This is a genomic window from Halomonas sp. AOP5-B2-8 (assembly GCF_052376475.1).
Classification (GTDB): Bacteria; Pseudomonadota; Gammaproteobacteria; order Pseudomonadales; family Halomonadaceae; genus Vreelandella; species Vreelandella casei.
Genome location: NZ_JBQSVS010000004.1, coordinates 315,216 through 331,864 on the forward strand (window position 1 = coordinate 315,216; position 16,649 = coordinate 331,864).

The window sequence follows — 16,649 nt, forward strand, 5'->3', positions numbered from 1 at the left end:
TACGATGACTTTAAGAGGTATTGGGCTGACGGTATGAGTATTGGCCAGCGATTAGATGGGCTGTCGCATACGCAAAATCGCTACGCCTAAACCGATAAAAGCACTGCCCATGATGCGATTGACCCACTTTGCTCGGCGTGTGTTGCTCAGCCAGCGAGTGAGATGTTTCGCGAGCCCGCCGTAGGCCATTAAGGTGGCGAATGAAAGCACCATAAAGGTGCCTACCATCATAGAAAATTGCGGAAGCAGCGCGCGCTGTGTATCCAAAAACTGAGGAAACAGAGCAGTAAAAAACAGGATTGCTTTTGGGTTGCTCATGGCGACCAGCAGGCCTTCACTGAAAATGCGCCAGTGAGGAATGGGCTTGGCAGCGGTGGACGGTACTGCCAGTGAGCGTTTGCTACGCCACTGGCGAATGCCTAAGTATATCAAGTAAGCGGCGCCGCCAAATTTCAGCAGGCTAAACAGCGTTTCTGAGGCATTTAATATCACGCCTAACCCCAATACCGCGGCGCTCGCCAGTATTAGCAATCCCATAATATTGCCCAGCGAGGAAAGCGCCACGCGCTTTGTTCCACCGGCCATGCCATTACGCACCGCGACTAAAAAAGCGGGCCCAGGGCTCGCAATGCTGACCAGCGCCATGGCAACAAACAGCAGCCAAGTGGAAAGTGGCATGGGTATATCTCCTAAGAGGATAAAGCCGGTTAGTCAGACGACCGGTATCTATCTAAGCGCTGATGGCAAGCCCGCACCTATGGAACGTTAACATTTCACTAGCCCAGTGGCCCGCTGGTAACCGTTGTCTTCAATCCTTTAATAATGGCTTGACCATCCTCACGCTTGAGTTCGTCGTACCAGGCTTGCGTTTGGGCGGCGTCGTGCCCATGAATCATCTCCGCGCGCTTACGGGCGCGCTGGACGATCTCTCCCACTCGGCTAACGCGTTGCGCGTCGTACTGCGTCAAGGCGCTGGCAATGGCAGATGAGGTGTCGGTATGTTCTTCAAGTGCGCGCTGCACGACTTGAGCCAGCACCCAGGCGTCTTCCATCGCTTGGCAGCCGCCTTGGCCAAGGTCGGGTGCCATGCCATGAGCAGCATCACCTAGAAGGGCAACACGCGGTGCGGTCAGTGAATCAAGCGGAGGAATATCGTAGATTTCCACACGCGCCATGCGCGCAGGGTCGAAGCGTTCGATAAGTGCCTGCACCGGCGCAGCCCAGCCTGCAAAGTGTGCGCGTAATTCATCGCGATAGTGGCTGGGGTCGTTGGTGGTGCCAGCGGGGAGCGGTACATCAAGAAAACAATAAAATTCCTGCGCGCCTTCGGCATTGCCCCCGTTGCCCATGGGCATAAACGAGACACGCTTCGCGTCGCCGACATACTGATCCCAGTGACTCTGCGGTGCCAAGGCATCATCGGCAGGCACGCGTACATTCCAGTTCACATAACCCACGTATTGGCGCTCAACGGGGTGACCCACGACCTTACCGCGCAGCTTTGAATGAGTACCTTCCGCGACGACTAATAAGTCTGCGTGCAGGCTTTCGCCATCGTCAAAATGCGCAGAAACACCGTCGTGCGTCAGCGTGTAATCATGACAGCGGCGGCCAAACTGCACATGCTCGGTGCCTACCGCGTCTAGCAACATTTGTTGTAGGGCGGCGCGAGAAATAGGGCATGCACGCTGCTCGATCTCTTCAAATAGCGGCACCAGGCTAAAATCGGTTAAGGGTTGACCGTCATGCGTCAGATAGCGCATCTGGGTGATGTTGCCACTTAAGCCTTCAATGGCGTTACCAAGGCCCAGTTGATGCATGACTTTCACGCCGTTAGACCATATCGAGAGCGCCGCGCCTACTGGACGCATCGTTGCTACGCGTTCAACCACCGTGACCTGATACCCTTGCCGCTGGAAAGCGAGAGCGGTGCTCAGCCCGCCAATGCCCGCGCCGATAACGAGAATATTGAGAGGCGTAGTCAGAGGGCGAGACATAGCGAGCTCCTTGAAAATGGGAAGGCACAACGGCTAACACGTCATATCAGCTGTTACCGCGAACTGTATACAGCGTTAAACCTTAATGTATAGGCAATCATAGTGCCAAGTCAGTCGTTACTTACCTGGGCGTCAAAACCTAACCGACGCCTGTAGGCTGACCTCTAGGGGATCGCCGACCACGACCCGTGTGTTGCCACCGCTTGAAGGGTAGTAAGTGGTGTCGAACAGATTCTTGGCATTGAGCTGCAGGTGAAGGGTGTCGCCCAGCCAAGGGGTGTCCCAGCCGATAAACGCGTCAGCGACGGTGTAGTCGTCTAACTGGAAACTGTTGTCAGCATCGCCTTCGCGCTCACCCACATAGCGAACCCCACCACCTAAGCGCCAGTTGCCCAGGCCAGGCGCGGTTGTTAAATCGTGTGCCAAGTAGAGGGTGGCGGTATGGCGTGCGGCGTTGGTCAGCCGGTTGCCCTGGGTATCTTCGGTGTCTTTAAGTACTTCGGTGTCGGTATAGGCATAAGCGCCTAGTAGTGAAAGCTGATCAGTCAACTGGCCGGAAACCGTTAGCTCCCCCCCCCGTGAACCCGCTTCGCCTACCGTGCGGGTCACACCGTTGTCTGAGACGGCAACATTCTCCTTGCGGATATCGAACAGCGCAACGGCCAACGAGAACTGGTCGTTCCATAGATGCTTCACACCGATTTCGCTGCCCATACTGTGTTCAGGATCCAGCGCCTGTCCGGTATCGCTGTCGGCCCCATTGGGCACAAACGCTTCGCTGTAGCTGGCATAAACGGACGTCTCCGGGGTCAGGCGATGCAGCAGACTGATTGATGGCAGGAAAATATCGTCGCTGGTATCCGTCTCGGTGATGAAGTCCTGCCCACGGCCGGAAAACTGCTCGTAGTGTGTATAGCGCCCGCCTAGCCCCAGCGTCCAGCGGTCGTTGAAGTGCCAGCGATCATTGAGATAAACGCCGGTCGTATTAACCTCATCCAAGCGGTTGCTGCGCGAGGTGTTAAGGCTATCGCTATCCAGCGTCAGGCCGCCGTAGCTCATAGCGTAAATGTTTTGATCAGTCACCGACGAGCCGCGATACACCTCGGCCAGATAGTCGCGGCGACGTTCGTGGTCAATTCCTACGGTAAGGTCGTGGCGCATGCCTGCCAGCGTGGCGGTGCCGGTAGTATCCCAGGCGGTGTACTGTACGCGGCGGTCATAACCTTCATTAGCATCTGCACGACGTGTTAATGCACCGCTCTGCGCGTTAACGCTTAGTACTCGCGGTTGGCCATCGCTGTACTGCCGGCGGTTCCAGCCGTAGGTGAGCCGTGTTGACCAGTCGTTGTTAATATCCTGTTCCCACCAGGCGGTGACGGCTTCGTCGTGACCGAAAACCCGCGACCAGGATTCGTCGAAACGGCGCTCACTAGGTACCTTGGCGGGTTCACCATCAATCATCACCGTGCCGCGATCCAGATCCAAGTCGTAGTCGCGATACTCATAGGAGATTTGTGCGCGACTTTCGCGGCCTTCCCAGCGCAGCGAAGGGGCAATAATCGTGCGTCGATCATGACCAAAAACGCGCGCGGAGTCTTCATCTTCATGATGGACGATAAATCGGAAGGCCAGGCCGGTATCGGCAATTGGCCCGGTGACATCCACGCTGGCATTGCCGCCACCCAAGGAGGTGGCTTCGGCGCTGATTTCGCGCTGCCACTCGTACTCAGGCCGTTTGGTGACCAGGTTGATCACCCCGCCAGGATCCTGCTGGCCTTGAAATAGCGAGGCAGGCCCCTTGAGTACTTCGACATGATCCACCGTTGCCATTGAGAAGGTGCCGCGCGGTTGGCGAATGCCATCGATCAGAATCGAACCATCGCTGTTGCTGCCGAAGCCGCGTTTAATATAGCCATCCTCGGTGCCCCCCATGTTATTGCCTGCGGTCACCCCTGCAACCATCGCCATTGCTTCGTCCAAGCTGTCGATGTCATGGTCGGCCATCACCTGGGCGGTGACGGTCTCCACGGCGCGGGCCTCTTCTAAAAACGACACCGGCTGTTTGCTGGCAAGGCTTGAGCGCTGGGCACGATAGCTCCGCGGAGCCACGTCAGTGAGCCGATCTGAGGTGACGATCAGTGTTTTTGGCGCGGTCTCGTTGGCCTGCTGTTCGTAGACCTGTTGTGCCTGGGTCTGTTGTGCATAGACATCGGGCAGTGGGTTCAGCAGTAGCAGTGGCGAAAACAATGCAAAGGTTCGGGAGCGCAGCATGGTCGATACAGATCCTGTTATTGTCAGAGGGGGAGTGGGCCAAGGATTATGGAGCGTTGAGTGCGCCCCAAAAGTGATCTTCGTGACTTAGCGCTGGCGTGATAGGTAGTAGGGCATTGAAGGTGGCGGCCGGATCAAGGTCAGTGAAGTGTTCGGGATAGAGCCATTGGACGATACGTTCGAGCGCTACAATGGCGAAAGGACCCTGATGAAAACCATGCCATAGCGCATAAAACTGTCCATTCTGAACGGCGTTAAGATGCGCCCAGCCGGGAAGCGATTGGCTCAGATGCCGCAAATCCTGGCTGATATCATCAGCACTGATATCAAGTCCAACGCGCACACCATCACCCGCTGTCCACTGCCCCGCGGTATTGAGGATGACGTCGGGTGGGTGGCTGAGCACCCATTCATTGCTCAGCGTTGCCGATGCGCCGGGAATTAATGCATCGGCAAGATTATCGCCACCTGCCCGGGCTACTAGGTCGGCTAGCCCGTTGCTTAGATTGGTACGGCAGCAGTCCACTTTTAGCCCAGGGGCGACATTGATTAGCACGGTGGGGGCATCGGCGGCCTGTTCCGCCAGCTTCAAGTCTGCCAAGCCCTGGTCGATACGCGCCAAGCGTTGTTCAATTAGGGCAATCATTGCGCTAGCTCGAGGCATCGCGTTCAAGGCCTCGCCTAAAAGCGCAAGGCTTTTGGGCGTGTTCTCCAGCGGGTGGCGGTTAAAGTCGATAAACAGGTAGGCAATACCTAGCTCGTCCAGTAGCTGCGCCAGCGGAGAGCCTTCGAAGTTACTAGCGCGCGCGAGATCAAGCAGTACTAAGTCTGGGGCCAGATTAAGCAGCGCTTCGCTATCGAGTTGGGGTGTCGGCGCGCTTGAAAGAGCGGGCAGTTGATCAAGCGCAGGCCACTGGGTGAGAAACCGTTGAGCCATGGCGGGGTCAAATACGGCCAGCGGATAGGCCCAGCCCGCTAAGCGCGGTGTTGGGTCATCTAGAAGTGTTGCCAAGGCATAAAGCTGGCGTGGCTGGGTAAGAAACAAGCGTGTGGGCGGTGCTGAAAGCGTTACCTGACGCCCAGCAAGATCAGTCAGTGTTTTAGGAAAGTCTTTAGAATCGCCCGCCTGTGAATCGGTTGCCCAGCAAGCGGCAGCGATTAACAGGCTCATCCAACACAGAAAATTAATAGCCAAGCGACGCATCGGATGATCATAAATGGTGGTTGTTGATATAAACATCACAATGGCTCGCTGACGCGATCACTGAGCACAAGTGGCCGCCCTAGCGAGCATCGCTCGACCCGGGACTCGACCCCATAGGCGGTGTGCAGCACGTCGGGGGTGATCACCTCGTGAGGATCGCCTGCAGCCAGTAGCCCCCCGTTACCAAATAGCAGCACTTGATCACAAAAGCGTAGGGCGAGGTTGATATCGTGGATAGCCATTAGGCAGACCGCCTGACGCTCCGCTATTACCGAGCGCACGGTATCAATCAGCGCCAGCTGCCAGCGCAAATCTAGCGCGCTGGTGGGCTCATCCAGTAGTAATAGTGCGGGCTGGCGGGCGATCGCCTGAGCTAGGCCAACCATCTGACGCTGCCCGCCGGAGAGCTCACTCAACGGGCGCAACGCTAACGGGCGAATGGCCAGTGCATCGAAAACGCGCTCGATTAACGTGTCTATCTCTGTACGGCTTAGGTCGGGGCGCACGGCACGACAAGCGCTCAGTACCGCTTCGTAGGCCACTAACGTGGTGGCCTGAGGGAGCGTTTGCGGTAGATAGCCCACATGACGCATCCGCGCGGCGCCACTGAGGGTGGTGAGGTCGATATCATTAAGCTGCATACGTCCGCTGGCTGGCTGTAAGCCCGCGATGGCTTTTAACAGGGTCGATTTACCCACCGCATTGGGCCCCAACACTGCGACCAGTGAACCGGGTGGCAGTGTGGGCAAGCTTAGCTGCTCGAAAACGCGCCGTTTGCGGTAGCCGGTCGTGACGTTGCTGAGCGTAAAGCCTGCTTTCATCGCGCGCGCCCCTGCAGCATGATTAACGCCATAAAGAAGGGAATGCCTACCAGCGAGGTTACTAAGCCCACAGGCAGCACCAGCCCATCGACCAGCGTTTTACTGGCGATCGACGCGAGCGATAGCACCAGCGCCCCCGCCAAGGCGCTGCCCGGTAAGTAAAAGCGATGATCTTCACCCAATGCCAGGCGTGCCATATGCGGGCCGACTAGCCCAATAAAGCCAATGGTGCCCACAAACGCGACTGCTGCAGCGGCGAGCAGGCTCACTCTAAGTAGCGAGATAAGTCGCAAACGCTCAACCGCAATCCCGAAGCTGCGCGCATGTTCATCACCCGAGCGCAGTGCCGTCATTGCCCAGGCGCTGCGCAACGAGAAAGGCATACAAATGGCTAATACCACTGCCACGATGGCCACCGTGTCCCAAGAGGCGCGTGAGAGGCTGCCCATCGTCCAGAACACTAATTGCTGTAGCGCATCGGGACTAGCGATGAGCTGCAAAAGTGCCACCAGCGCGTTGAGTACAAATACCAACGCAATGCCGAATAACACAATAATCTCACGGCTGGCGCCGTAGAGACGAGATAAAGCATTGATAGTCAGCATCGACGCCGCCGCAAACATAAATGCCATTAAAGCGGTGGCGTAGTGGGCGTTTAAACCAAACAAGGTGAGATTGAAAACAATAACCAGCGAAGCGCCTAGGGTGGCCGCCGCACCAACGCCTAGCGTGAACGGGCTGGCCAGCGGGTTATTCAGCACCGTTTGCATTTCTGCCCCTGCCAGCCCCAGCGCTGCGCCTACCAGCACTGCCATGAGTGCGGCAGGGAGGCGGATTTCCCAAACAATGGCTTGCTGAATCGGCCCTTGAGCATGAGGATCCAATAGCAGTGCGATTAAATCAGTCACTGAGATATTCGCAGGGCCACTGGCAATATCAGCGAGCAGCGATATCGCTAACGCTATGGCTAACCCCGCGACAATCAGCAAACGGGTAACAATGAAGCGCCGATAGGTGGATGCCAACGGAGCAGCAAGCGGCGAAGACGCGGGCATTGTGAAGGTGTTTCCAGGTGAGAGCGAAAAGTTATCAGGATTAGTCTTATTTGCGACTAAAACTCATTCGTGATTGTATTTTCATCCTTTAGTCGTAGCTTTGTCAACCGCAGGGAAACCAGGCGTTGCCTGATTGCGGTGGGGTTTCCGCTATGCTCTATTGAAAGACTAGGCTCTATTAAAGCAGTATCTGATCCGTGCTTACTTTTTGTTACGAAATCCCTCAAGGAGTTCATCATGATTGATTTACCCGCTCTGCTAGGCAGTGACGCCGATAGCTTGCTTAACCATACGTGCCAGGGAGTTCGTCGTGAGGACTTGCATCTTCCTGGCCCTGATTTTATTGACCGCGTGATGGCCGATAGCGACCGCAGCCCGGCGGTACTGCGTAATATGCAGAGCTTCTTTAATCATGGCCGCTTAGCAGGCACTGGCTATCTCAGCCTGTTGCCGGTAGATCAGGGCATTGAGCACTCGGCAGGCGCCTCTTTCGCGCCTAACCCGCGTTACTTTGACCCGGCCAATATTGTCGAGTTAGCCCTTGAAGGAGGCTGCAACGGCGTGGCTTCAACGCTAGGAGTACTCTCTTCCGTAGCGCGACGTTATGCTCATAAGATTCCAATGATGTTAAAGCTCAATCATAACGAAACCTTGAGCTACCCGGCGATATACGATCAGACGCTATTTGCCGATGTGGAGCAGGCCCACGACATGGGCTGCGTGGCAGTGGGGGCGACGATTTACTTTGGCTCTCACGAGAGCCGTCGGCAAATCATGGAGATTAGCGAGGCTTTCGAGCGCGCCCACCAGTTGGGAATGGTGACGGTATTGTGGGCTTACCTGCGTAATCCTGAGTTCAAACAGGGTAGCAACGATTATCACGCCTCGGCTGACCTCACCAGTCAAGCCAATCACATGGCCGCCACCCTTAAAGCGGATATCGTTAAACAGAAACTGCCTGAGAATAACGGCGGCTACAACGCGGTTGGCTTCGGGCATACCCACGATAAAGTGTATAGCGAGCTGACGACTGATCATCCCATTGACCTGGCCCGTTATCAGGTAGCCAACTGCTTTATGGGCCGTGCGGGTTTGATTAATTCCGGCGGTGGCTCCAAAGGGCACTCTGATCTTGGCGATGCAGTACGCACAGCGGTTATTAACAAGCGTGCGGGGGGAATGGGCCTGATTTCTGGGCGCAAAGCATTCCAAAAACCGATGCAGGAAGGCGTTGATCTGCTGCATGCGATTCAGGATGTCTATCTCTCTACCGACGTGACGATAGCCTGATCGGTCTCTACGGCAGCGCTTGGGGGAATGAGCGGGGCAGGGCGTGCTGGGTACGCCCTATTGATGAAGTTTAAATGTGCCCTGACCCACTACGACGGCATTACCGCCAACCGTGACGAAACCAGGTTCGATCTCTCCATTGGCGGCGGTATGAATAACGCTGGGCCGCCCCATTTCATCGCCCTGATGAATCGTGCACTGCAAGGCATCTGGCTGGAGTGAGGCCAAATAGCCCGTTAAAGCGGCTGCGGCGCTGCCGGTGGCCGGGTCTTCACAGATACTCGCGTGCATACAGAACATACGGCTGCTGATCTGGATGGTTGTGTTGTTTGATGGCTCCGTTACGTATAGGTAGACCTGCTCTGCGCTGCTCGTCATCACCGAACTTTCCCATAGTGCGTTGTCGATGCTGATGCGCACCAACGCTTCATGATCGACTAACTCGATCAGATGAAAGGGTAGTCCGAAGGACGAAAATACGGGGCTGCCAATCACCTGGTGGCTTTCCAATCCGAGGAGCTTAGCCGCGGTGGCATGATCAATAGTGCTGCCCATGACCTTGGCCCGCTGAGCGGTAGTAAAGGTGGCTCTTCCCTGTTTATAACTAACCATTAGCTCGCCGATAGGGGGCTGTAGAACAACCTCTTGCGCAGGGTTGACTAGGTTCAGCTCTGCTAACAGGCGCGCGGTGCCTACCGTGGGATGTCCGGCGAAAGGCAGCTCACGCGTGGGCGTGAAAATACGCATCGGGTAGTGATTCGGCCCAGCAGCCGCGCCTAAAAACACCGTTTCAGCAAGATTAAGCTCATTGGCCAAGGCCTGCATAGTGCTGGTCGCCAGCCCATCGGCCTCCAGAAAGACGGCCAATGGGTTGCCGGCAAACGGCTGGTCGGTAAATACATCGAGTAAATAGTACTCAACGGTTTTCATACCGTTCTCCCTTTAAAGTGAGCGTTTCCAAAAGGCTTTTTGGCTCTCTTTTTTTGCCTGGGCGCGGCTGATACCAATATCTTTTAGCAAGCGGTCATCAAGTGTCAGTAGCTGGCGGCGGCTGCGACGGCGCTGATGGTATTTTCGTAACGTGGCGCTTAACTGGTAGCGAAGCTGAGTAAGGTTGAGGCGTAGCATGACGGTGCTCCTTGAATGCGATATGCCTCATTAGGTTACTCAGCGTCGCTATGACGATACAGATATAGAAATTTATATTATAAAGATACAGATGAAGTGTTTTATCACTCTGTATGGGCTATAAATAGCTATCTGTATTGTTGCAGCGACAGCGAGGAGCCACTGCCGTGACGCGTTATGAAGAAGTTGCCAATGCGTTACAGGAGCGTATCGAGCACGGTATTTATCGTGTGGGCGATCGTTTGCCTTCTATTCGCGCGGTTTGCCAAGAGTTAGGCGTTAGCATTTCCACTGCGCAGGAAGCTTACCGGCAATTAATGGACGTGGCGTTGATTGAGTCACGGCCTAAATCGGGTTATTTCGTGTTGCCGAGCAGGGTGCCGCCAGTTCTGCCGTCCATGTCGCGACCCGCGCAGCGCCCATTGGACGTTTCTCAATGGGATCAGGTGCTGGAACTCGTCGCTACCCAGCGGGATGATGCGCGGCTGTTGCTTGGGCGTGGCGTGCCGAATCTTGAGTATGAGACGCTGCAGCCGCTGTCAAAAATTCTTGCCAGCCTACATCGCCATAATGACTTAATGGGATTCAATTACGACAAGCTGAGCGGCAGCCCCGAGCTGCGTCAGCAGGTGGCTCGGCTGGCGATTGCCTCCGGCTGCTTGCTGCACCCTGACGACATTATGGTGACCACTGGCTGCCAGGAAGCGCTGTCCATTTCGCTGCGCACTCTCACACAGCCTGGTGATGTGGTGGCCGTGGACTCGCCCAGTTTTTATGGCACCATGCAAATTCTCAAGGCGATCGGCTTAAAAGCGCTGGAAATTCCCACGGATCCGCAAACGGGTATCAGCTTAGAAGCATTGGAAATGGCGCTGGAGCAGTGGCCTATCCGTGCGATACAGGTGACGCCGACCCACAATAACCCATTGGGCTACACCATGCCCGAGGCGCGAAAGCGGGCTTTATTTCAGCTCGCTCAACGCTTTGATGTCGCTATTATTGAAGATGATATCTACGGTGATTTGGCGTTTAGTCTGCCAAGACCACGCACCGTGAAATCCTTCGACGACGATGGTCGGGTGATGCTGTGCAGTGGCTTTTCCAAAACAGTCGGGCCTGGCTTGCGTGTAGGCTGGCTGGCGCCGGGCCGTTATCGCGATCAGGCGCTGCATATGAAGTACGTCTCGACCGGTGCGTCGGCCACGTTGCCACAGCTGGCGGTGGCGGAGTTTGTCGCTAAAGGTCACTACGAACGCCACCTTCGCTATGCTACCCGCCAGTATCAGCGCCAGCGGGATATTATGATCAGTTGGGTGCAGCGCTACTTTCCTGAAGGTTCGGGCATTAGCTACCCACAGGGGAGTTTTTTGCTCTGGGTGGAGTTGCCTGCTGCGGTGGACTGCGTGAAGCTTAACGAGCGCTTAGCCAAGCGTGCAATTCACGTAGCACCAGGGTCGCTGTTTTCAGCTTCTGGAAAATTTCGCCAGTGTCTGCGCCTTAACTATGCCTTCACGCTAACACCGGTTATAGAGGATGCCGTGCGTACAGTGGGGGAGTTTGCCGCAGACATGGTGGAAGAGGCGCAGCAGCATGAACATGGCCTGTCTGCGCTATAACGTAGCCGTGTGTCATAAACTAATGGTGCTGCCGCGCACCGGCGTTAAGCGGCCATGGTCGATAATGGGGCCAGTGGGCTGCCCAGCGGGTGCGCCTCCATGAGGCTCAATACTGACGGCTAAATCGGCAGTGAATAACAGCTCGCGTAGTTGAGCGCTCGGCTGCAAGCGCTGGCTGCCTTGGTCGGGTAAAAGGCCTAGCGAAACTGGCGTGCCGTCGGCGATTAGCCACAGCTCACCCGTTTGTTCACGGCCCAGTTGGGTCGGTTGCACAGTCTGAACGAGCAGCTCTCCATCGGCGGTTGCGCTGATAATCCATCCCGGCGTTTGTGATTCATCCTGAACGACGAATACGGCCTCCCCGGAAGGAATCATCGTCAGCGCGGCCTGTTGCCATAGCAGTCCCAATGCAACGGCGATCGCGCCAAAGCTGGCAGCCATCGCCTGCCAGGCACCTAAGCGCTGCCACCACGGGGTGGTACGCGTCCCCGTCGCATGGGTAATGCGCTGCCAAATCTCTTTTGGTGGCGTTTTAGGATCAAGGCGCTCATTAAACAGCTGCAGATGCTCGCGCCAGTTGTCTACGTCATTACGTACGTCGTGGCTGACAGCAAGCAGCGCTTCAAAGCGTGCTTTTTGGTCGCTGTCCAGCACTCCTAGTACGTACTCGCCAGCGGCTAGATGACGTTCCTCAGCACTGGTTAAATCCCACTGGTCAGACATGTTTTTAACCTCTCGAGTCCACGGCGAATCCAGCTTTTGACGCTACCCAGTGGCTGGGCTAAGGAGTCGGCCAGTTCGCTGTGGGTTAGCCCCTGAAAGAAGGCCATTTCCATGACTTGGCGCTGCTGACGGCTAAGCGTGTCTAAACAGTCTTGGAGCTTGCTGTTCTGCTGTGCGCTCATGCTGTCGTCTTCAGGATCATCGGTGCTAAACAGTGTTTCCAGCAACGGCTCATTAGCGGTTGCATCCTGCGGTTTTTGGCGTCGCAACCAGTCAATACCAATGTTGCGGGTCATCGTTGACAGCCACGTCATCGGCTTAGCCCGCGTTTCATCATATTGATCGGCAGCGTGCCATATCTTGATAAACACATGTTGTAGGCAGTCCTGTGCAGCGCTCTCGTTTCTGACTATACGCAGCAACTGCGCATACAGATGCGCCGATGAGGCACGATAGAGGCGTTCGAGGGCCTGGCGATTGCCATGCGCACAGCCATTGAGCTGGTCGATCAGGTATTGATGACGTTGAGTCGCGTCTAACATTCAGGATCTCTGCAGAACGAACCGATCCACCAGTCTTGGCGAGTCGCGCGTTGAAGGCAAGCGTACTGAGTCAGTTGGCTAGAATTTTTTTGTGAGAATTGTGCATCCACACAGATCTTAGCCACGTAAACATTGGTGAGCCTGCATTAAAGGGGCCTTTTAATGACAAACCAATAATGATCATCAGGAGATGCCCGAATGAAACTCAAACTTCTTGCTGCTAGCCTATGTGCAACCGCTTTATGGACCAGTGCTGCTTTGGCGGATCATGGCCCCACTAATGTTGGTGGCGCTAGCATGTTGCCTGAGCGCAATATCATTCAGAATGCCGTTAACTCCGGCGACCATACCACGCTAGTCGCAGCAGTTAAGGCCGCTGAGCTGGTGGATGTGCTACAGGGTGAAGGCCCATTTACCGTATTTGCCCCGACGGATGAAGCCTTTGCGGCTCTGCCTGCCGGCACAGTAGATACCTTGTTACAACCTGAAAATATTGAGCAATTGCAGACTGTTCTTACCTACCATGTGGTGCCCGGTAATCTAAACCGTGATGCACTGTGGGAAGAAGTGATGGAGAACGACGGTACCGTTGCCTTCCAAACCGTACAGGGCGAGTACCTGACCGTGGTGCGTAACGGCAATAACCTGATGGTCATGGATGCTCAAGGTAACGGCGCTAACATCACCGTTATTGATGTGGCCCAATCTAACGGCGTGATCCACGTGATTGATAGCGTCTTAATGCCCTAAGCATTAGCCGCTATTTATTCTGCGCTAACTCACTCGTCGCCGGGCTTCCCGGCGACGAGTGTCGTTTGTTGGCGGGGCGTGTAAATAGTCTGCGTGCCTGGGCTGCTTTCTTTCGTGTGATGCACCCGCTGGCATGATCATTAATAAGCCCCATTGCCTGCATAAATGCAAAGGCCGTAGTCGGGCCCACAAACTTCCAGCCCCTTTTCTTGAGTGATGTTGATAGTGCTACAGACTCAGGCGATGTTGTCTGCGACTGCGGCTCTTGCAATGCATCTAACGCGGGCTCAAACCCCCAGAAAAACGCGGCAAGCGACCCCTCTTCAATCATTTCCAATGCGCGCTGCGCGTTATTAATGACGGCTTCAATCTTGCCGCGGTGGCGGATAATTCCCGCGTCCTGCAGTAAGCGCTGTACGTCATCTTCGTTAAAGCGGGCGACCTGATGAATGTCGAAGTGGTGGAAGGCCGCGCGAAAGTTCTCGCGCTTGTTAAGAATGGTGCGCCAGCTCAAGCCTGATTGAAAACTTTCCAAGCACAGCTTTTCAAATAGCCGTTGGTCGTTGTCGACCGGGAAGCCCCATTCATTGTCATGATAGGGAAGAAACTCCGGTGCGCCGCCACACCACAAGCAGCGCGGGTGTCCATCGGGGGCGATAAACTCGTTAGCCATGCGTTGCCTACCTCTCAATCAAACCATTCTTTGGCAGTACGCCATAAGCACATACCAATGAAATAGGCCGATGCAATACCCCACCCCCAGAGTGCCCAGGCTGCGTGCTCGGAGCTTGAGAGCAGCAGTGACGTAACACAGGCGCACCACGCTAGAGTGATCGCAATATTGAACGGCATGAACAGACGCACCCGGAAGGGATGCAGGAACTTCATCTTTGTCACGGTGAGGATGGCCAGCAATACGATCGTGGCAAACGTGATGAACGGTGAGAGATCGAGAATATAGAAATAGGCGGCAGCGATATTCCAGGCCGCAGGAAAACCCACGAAGTAGTTATCCTGACTCTTCATGCCAACGTTGCAGAAACAGAACATCGATGACAGCAGAATGATGAACACCGACAGCAGTTCAAGATAAGACGGCAATTCAACAAAGAAGTAGATAAACAAGGCGGGAATAAAGGCCCAGGTTAGGTAATCGATCACCATATCCAGGGTCGAGCCGTCGAAATGGGGCAGTATGGCCTTCACTTCGTATTTACGGGCGAGCGCGCCATCGACACCATCCACCATCATCGCGGCGCCTAACCAGAGAAGGCAGGCTACCGGATCGTTGTCGATCAGTGACAGCAACGCCATCGTGCCAAGTAGTACTCCACTTGCCGTAAATGCGTGTACGCTCCATGCTTTGCATCGCGATGCGTGTGAGCCTGCTTGCGAAGAGAGCGGTTGAGCCACATTAACCCCGTTGAGAACATCGTGTTCTACTGTTGTTTGGTGTATGGATAAGCGTTTAAGTCGCTACACTACTATAAGTAGGCACCTAGAGAATACGCAGGCATGCTATCTAAGGAAGATTCCTGATGACTATCGTTCGTGCAGCAAACATTAATGACCTGGATGCCTTAACCGAGCTGTTAGATGGCTACCGTCAATTTTATCAGCAGCCGAGTGATATGCAGGCCGCTCGTGAATTTTTAAACCAGCGCATGGGATTAGGAGATTCATTCATTTTGGTAAGTGAAACCAGTGAAACCACACTCACTGGCTTTGTGCAGCTTTATCCCGGTGTTTCTACGGTAGGCTTGAATGCGCGCTGGACGTTAAATGATCTATTTGTATTACCTGGTTGCCGTGAGAAAGGTACCGGTAGGGCGCTAATGGATGCTGCTACCCAGCTTGCTCGCGATCATGGCGTTCCCCGCCTAATATTGATGACGCAGGTTGAGAACGAGCGAGCCCAACATCTTTATGAATCGTTGGGCTGGCAGCGCAATACGGCGTTTTACGGCTATCTATTAGACGTCAAATAATCTTTATGGGATTGCCTTAGCCAAGCCACGGTGGGGTGACGATCTTAGCCGGCTCACGCTGCATGGTGATCTCACCGTGGCGAACTGAAAGCAGTACCTCGCCCTGGGTGCGCAGTACGCTGTAGTCATCTTCACCCTCCAGCAGGTTGAAGCTGGCGGGCTTGCCTACTTCAATGCCGTAACGTTCTTCGATGTTCATCGTACGGGCGCTGTTATCGGTAATCAGCGAAAGCGCTTGACTGAAATCCTGATAGCCCATCATCTGGCAGATATGCAGGCCAAAATCGAGTGTGCGAAGCAGCTTGCCGTTACCCAGTGAATACCATGGGTCGAAAATCGAGTCTTCAGCAAAGCAGACGTTAATGCCCGCTGCGTTTAGCTCTTTGACGCGGGTTACGCCGCGCCGTTTCGGGTAAGTGTCGAAGCGTCCCTGGAGGTGAATGCTTTCGGTCGGGCAGGAAATGAAATTGATCCCCGAGCGCTTAAGCAGCAGAAATAGTTTTGAGCAGTAGGCGTTGTCGTAGGAGTGCATCGCCGTGGTGTGGCTGGCGGTAACGCGGCTGCCTAAATCGTTAAACAGTGCTTCACAGGCGAGCACTTCGAGAAAGCGTGAGTTGGGGTCATCAATTTCATCGCAGTGCACGTCCACCAAACGGTCATATTTAATCGCCAGCTCAATCACCCGCTTCATCGAGGCGACGCCCAGCTCACGGGTATATTCAAAGTGGGGAATGCCGCCCACCACATCGGCGCCGATCTCCAGCGCCTCTTCCATCAAGCGGTCGCCGCCGGGGTAGGAAAGTAGCCCATCCTGAGGGAAGGCAACGACCTGAATGTCGATTTTGTCCTTCAGCTCATCGCGTAAAGCGCACAGCGTTTTTATTCCTACTAAGCTTGGGTCGCTGGTGTCGGCGTGGGTGCGCACATGCTGAACGCCGTTGCCAATTAGTAAGTTAAGGGTTTTTAGCACTCGCTCGCGAATATCTGCCTCTGTGAGCATGGGTTTTCGTTCGCCCCAGCGTTCAATGCCTTCAAACAGCGTGCCGCTTTGATTCCAGTTGGGCTCACCCGCCGTAAGAGCCGCGTCCAAATGGATATGAGGCTCGATAAACGGCGCGCAAATGAGTTTGGCACCGGCATCGATCTGCCCTTCACTTGCCGTTAGCGGTGCATCTTGGGCAGTAATCGCGCTAAACGTGCCGTTGTCTATTTCAAGACGATATAGCTCGGGGCGTTGGCGCAGGCGGGCGTTAATGATCTGCAT

The 16,649-nt window shown here is 55.0% G+C and carries 17 protein-coding genes; 4 read left to right on the forward strand and 13 right to left on the reverse strand.

What is annotated here, in order from left to right; genetic code table 11:
- Positions 1-51: 51 nt before the first annotated feature.
- From ACT3RP_RS11575 to ACT3RP_RS11600, 6 genes are all read right to left on the reverse strand, one after another.
- A complete protein-coding gene (locus ACT3RP_RS11575) occupies positions 52-678 on the reverse strand; it encodes a LysE family translocator (protein WP_444671924.1) in 627 nt (208 codons plus the stop codon).
- A 98-nt stretch (positions 679-776) separates the two neighbouring features.
- Positions 777-1,997 carry an FAD-dependent urate hydroxylase HpxO gene (hpxO, locus tag ACT3RP_RS11580; RefSeq protein ID WP_444671925.1) on the reverse strand — a complete coding sequence of 407 codons (1,221 nt, stop codon included), beginning with the start codon at positions 1,995-1,997 and terminating at the stop codon, positions 777-779.
- A gap of 132 nt (positions 1,998-2,129) precedes the next feature.
- Positions 2,130-4,268 (reverse strand): TonB-dependent siderophore receptor, encoded by a 2,139-nt coding sequence (locus ACT3RP_RS11585; protein ID WP_444671926.1) that lies wholly within the window; start codon positions 4,266-4,268, stop codon positions 2,130-2,132.
- A 46-nt stretch (positions 4,269-4,314) separates the two neighbouring features.
- Entirely contained in the window at positions 4,315-5,508 is a 1,194-nt protein-coding gene (locus tag ACT3RP_RS11590) for an ABC transporter substrate-binding protein (RefSeq protein WP_483393817.1), read from the reverse strand.
- The gene (locus ACT3RP_RS11595; RefSeq protein WP_096277632.1) at positions 5,508-6,293 is read right to left on the reverse strand and encodes an ABC transporter ATP-binding protein; all 786 of its coding nucleotides are present in this window, start codon (positions 6,291-6,293) and stop codon (positions 5,508-5,510) included. Before ACT3RP_RS11595 ends, ACT3RP_RS11590 begins: the two co-directional genes overlap by 1 nt.
- Positions 6,290-7,348 (reverse strand): FecCD family ABC transporter permease, encoded by a 1,059-nt coding sequence (locus tag ACT3RP_RS11600; RefSeq protein ID WP_301733814.1) that lies wholly within the window; start codon positions 7,346-7,348, stop codon positions 6,290-6,292. The genes ACT3RP_RS11595 and ACT3RP_RS11600 overlap by 4 nt, the downstream gene beginning before the upstream one ends.
- A gap of 237 nt (positions 7,349-7,585) precedes the next feature.
- On the opposite strand from ACT3RP_RS11600, the gene ACT3RP_RS11605 reads away from it, so the two are divergent.
- Positions 7,586-8,638: a class I fructose-bisphosphate aldolase gene (locus tag ACT3RP_RS11605; protein WP_444671928.1), complete on the forward strand. Its 1,053-nt coding sequence runs from the start codon at positions 7,586-7,588 to the stop codon at positions 8,636-8,638.
- A gap of 57 nt (positions 8,639-8,695) precedes the next feature.
- On the opposite strand, the gene ACT3RP_RS11610 is transcribed toward ACT3RP_RS11605, so the two are convergent.
- Positions 8,696-9,568, reverse strand: coding sequence for a PhzF family phenazine biosynthesis protein (locus ACT3RP_RS11610; RefSeq protein WP_096277638.1), 873 nt, complete (start codon positions 9,566-9,568; stop codon positions 8,696-8,698).
- A 12-nt stretch (positions 9,569-9,580) separates the two neighbouring features.
- Positions 9,581-9,766, reverse strand: coding sequence for a DUF1127 domain-containing protein (locus ACT3RP_RS11615; protein ID WP_444671929.1), 186 nt, complete (start codon positions 9,764-9,766; stop codon positions 9,581-9,583).
- Positions 9,767-9,933: 167 nt separating this feature from the next.
- On the opposite strand from ACT3RP_RS11615, the gene ACT3RP_RS11620 reads away from it, so the two are divergent.
- The gene (locus tag ACT3RP_RS11620) at positions 9,934-11,382 is read left to right on the forward strand and encodes an aminotransferase-like domain-containing protein (protein WP_483393818.1); all 1,449 of its coding nucleotides are present in this window, start codon (positions 9,934-9,936) and stop codon (positions 11,380-11,382) included.
- Positions 11,383-11,394: 12 nt separating this feature from the next.
- Here the strand turns inward: ACT3RP_RS11620 and ACT3RP_RS11625 are convergent, their stop codons facing one another.
- Together ACT3RP_RS11625 and ACT3RP_RS11630 are read right to left on the reverse strand one after the other, a co-directional pair.
- On the reverse strand, positions 11,395-12,105 hold the full coding sequence (locus tag ACT3RP_RS11625; protein ID WP_096277644.1) for an anti-sigma factor: 711 nt from the start codon (positions 12,103-12,105) through the stop codon (positions 11,395-11,397).
- Complete coding sequence (locus ACT3RP_RS11630; protein ID WP_096277646.1) at positions 12,084-12,647, reverse strand: RNA polymerase sigma factor; 564 nt, start codon at positions 12,645-12,647, stop codon at positions 12,084-12,086. Before ACT3RP_RS11630 ends, ACT3RP_RS11625 begins: the two co-directional genes overlap by 22 nt.
- Before the next feature lie 198 nt (positions 12,648-12,845).
- Between ACT3RP_RS11630 and ACT3RP_RS11635 the strand changes: the two genes are divergently transcribed.
- The gene (locus ACT3RP_RS11635) at positions 12,846-13,397 is read left to right on the forward strand and encodes a fasciclin domain-containing protein (RefSeq protein ID WP_096277649.1); all 552 of its coding nucleotides are present in this window, start codon (positions 12,846-12,848) and stop codon (positions 13,395-13,397) included.
- 10 nt (positions 13,398-13,407) lie between these two features.
- Here ACT3RP_RS11635 and ACT3RP_RS11640 read toward each other — a convergent pair whose 3' ends face one another.
- The gene (locus ACT3RP_RS11640; RefSeq protein ID WP_096277651.1) at positions 13,408-14,070 is read right to left on the reverse strand and encodes a DNA-3-methyladenine glycosylase I; all 663 of its coding nucleotides are present in this window, start codon (positions 14,068-14,070) and stop codon (positions 13,408-13,410) included.
- Positions 14,071-14,084: 14 nt separating this feature from the next.
- Complete coding sequence (gene pcsA / locus ACT3RP_RS11645) at positions 14,085-14,810, reverse strand: phosphatidylcholine synthase (RefSeq protein WP_176483362.1); 726 nt, start codon at positions 14,808-14,810, stop codon at positions 14,085-14,087.
- A 125-nt stretch (positions 14,811-14,935) separates the two neighbouring features.
- On the opposite strand from pcsA, the gene ACT3RP_RS11650 reads away from it, so the two are divergent.
- Complete coding sequence (locus ACT3RP_RS11650) at positions 14,936-15,385, forward strand: GNAT family N-acetyltransferase (RefSeq protein WP_444671931.1); 450 nt, start codon at positions 14,936-14,938, stop codon at positions 15,383-15,385.
- Between the two features lie 16 nt (positions 15,386-15,401).
- On the opposite strand, the gene codA is transcribed toward ACT3RP_RS11650, so the two are convergent.
- Positions 15,402-16,649, reverse strand: a complete 1,248-nt coding sequence (codA, locus tag ACT3RP_RS11655; RefSeq protein ID WP_444671932.1) for a cytosine deaminase — start codon at positions 16,647-16,649, stop codon at positions 15,402-15,404.

Coding starts and splice junctions, on each gene's coding strand:
- ACT3RP_RS11575 (WP_444671924.1), bottom strand. CDS start 678: ATGCCACTTTCCACTTGGCTGCTGTTTGTTGCCATGGCGCTGGTCAGC.
- ACT3RP_RS11615 (WP_444671929.1), bottom strand. CDS start 9,766: ATGCTACGCCTCAACCTTACTCAGCTTCGCTACCAGTTAAGCGCCACG.
- ACT3RP_RS11585 (WP_444671926.1), bottom strand. CDS start 4,268: ATGCTGCGCTCCCGAACCTTTGCATTGTTTTCGCCACTGCTACTGCTG.
- ACT3RP_RS11630 (WP_096277646.1), bottom strand. CDS start 12,647: ATGTTAGACGCGACTCAACGTCATCAATACCTGATCGACCAGCTCAAT.
- ACT3RP_RS11600 (WP_301733814.1), bottom strand. CDS start 7,348: ATGCCCGCGTCTTCGCCGCTTGCTGCTCCGTTGGCATCCACCTATCGG.
- ACT3RP_RS11650 (WP_444671931.1), top strand. CDS start 14,936: ATGACTATCGTTCGTGCAGCAAACATTAATGACCTGGATGCCTTAACC.
- codA (WP_444671932.1), bottom strand. CDS start 16,649: ATGCAGATCATTAACGCCCGCCTGCGCCAACGCCCCGAGCTATATCGT.
- ACT3RP_RS11640 (WP_096277651.1), bottom strand. CDS start 14,070: ATGGCTAACGAGTTTATCGCCCCCGATGGACACCCGCGCTGCTTGTGG.
- hpxO (WP_444671925.1), bottom strand. CDS start 1,997: ATGTCTCGCCCTCTGACTACGCCTCTCAATATTCTCGTTATCGGCGCG.
- ACT3RP_RS11595 (WP_096277632.1), bottom strand. CDS start 6,293: ATGAAAGCAGGCTTTACGCTCAGCAACGTCACGACCGGCTACCGCAAA.
- ACT3RP_RS11635 (WP_096277649.1), top strand. CDS start 12,846: ATGAAACTCAAACTTCTTGCTGCTAGCCTATGTGCAACCGCTTTATGG.
- ACT3RP_RS11590 (WP_483393817.1), bottom strand. CDS start 5,508: ATGTTTATATCAACAACCACCATTTATGATCATCCGATGCGTCGCTTG.
- ACT3RP_RS11610 (WP_096277638.1), bottom strand. CDS start 9,568: ATGAAAACCGTTGAGTACTATTTACTCGATGTATTTACCGACCAGCCG.
- ACT3RP_RS11605 (WP_444671928.1), top strand. CDS start 7,586: ATGATTGATTTACCCGCTCTGCTAGGCAGTGACGCCGATAGCTTGCTT.
- ACT3RP_RS11625 (WP_096277644.1), bottom strand. CDS start 12,105: ATGTCTGACCAGTGGGATTTAACCAGTGCTGAGGAACGTCATCTAGCC.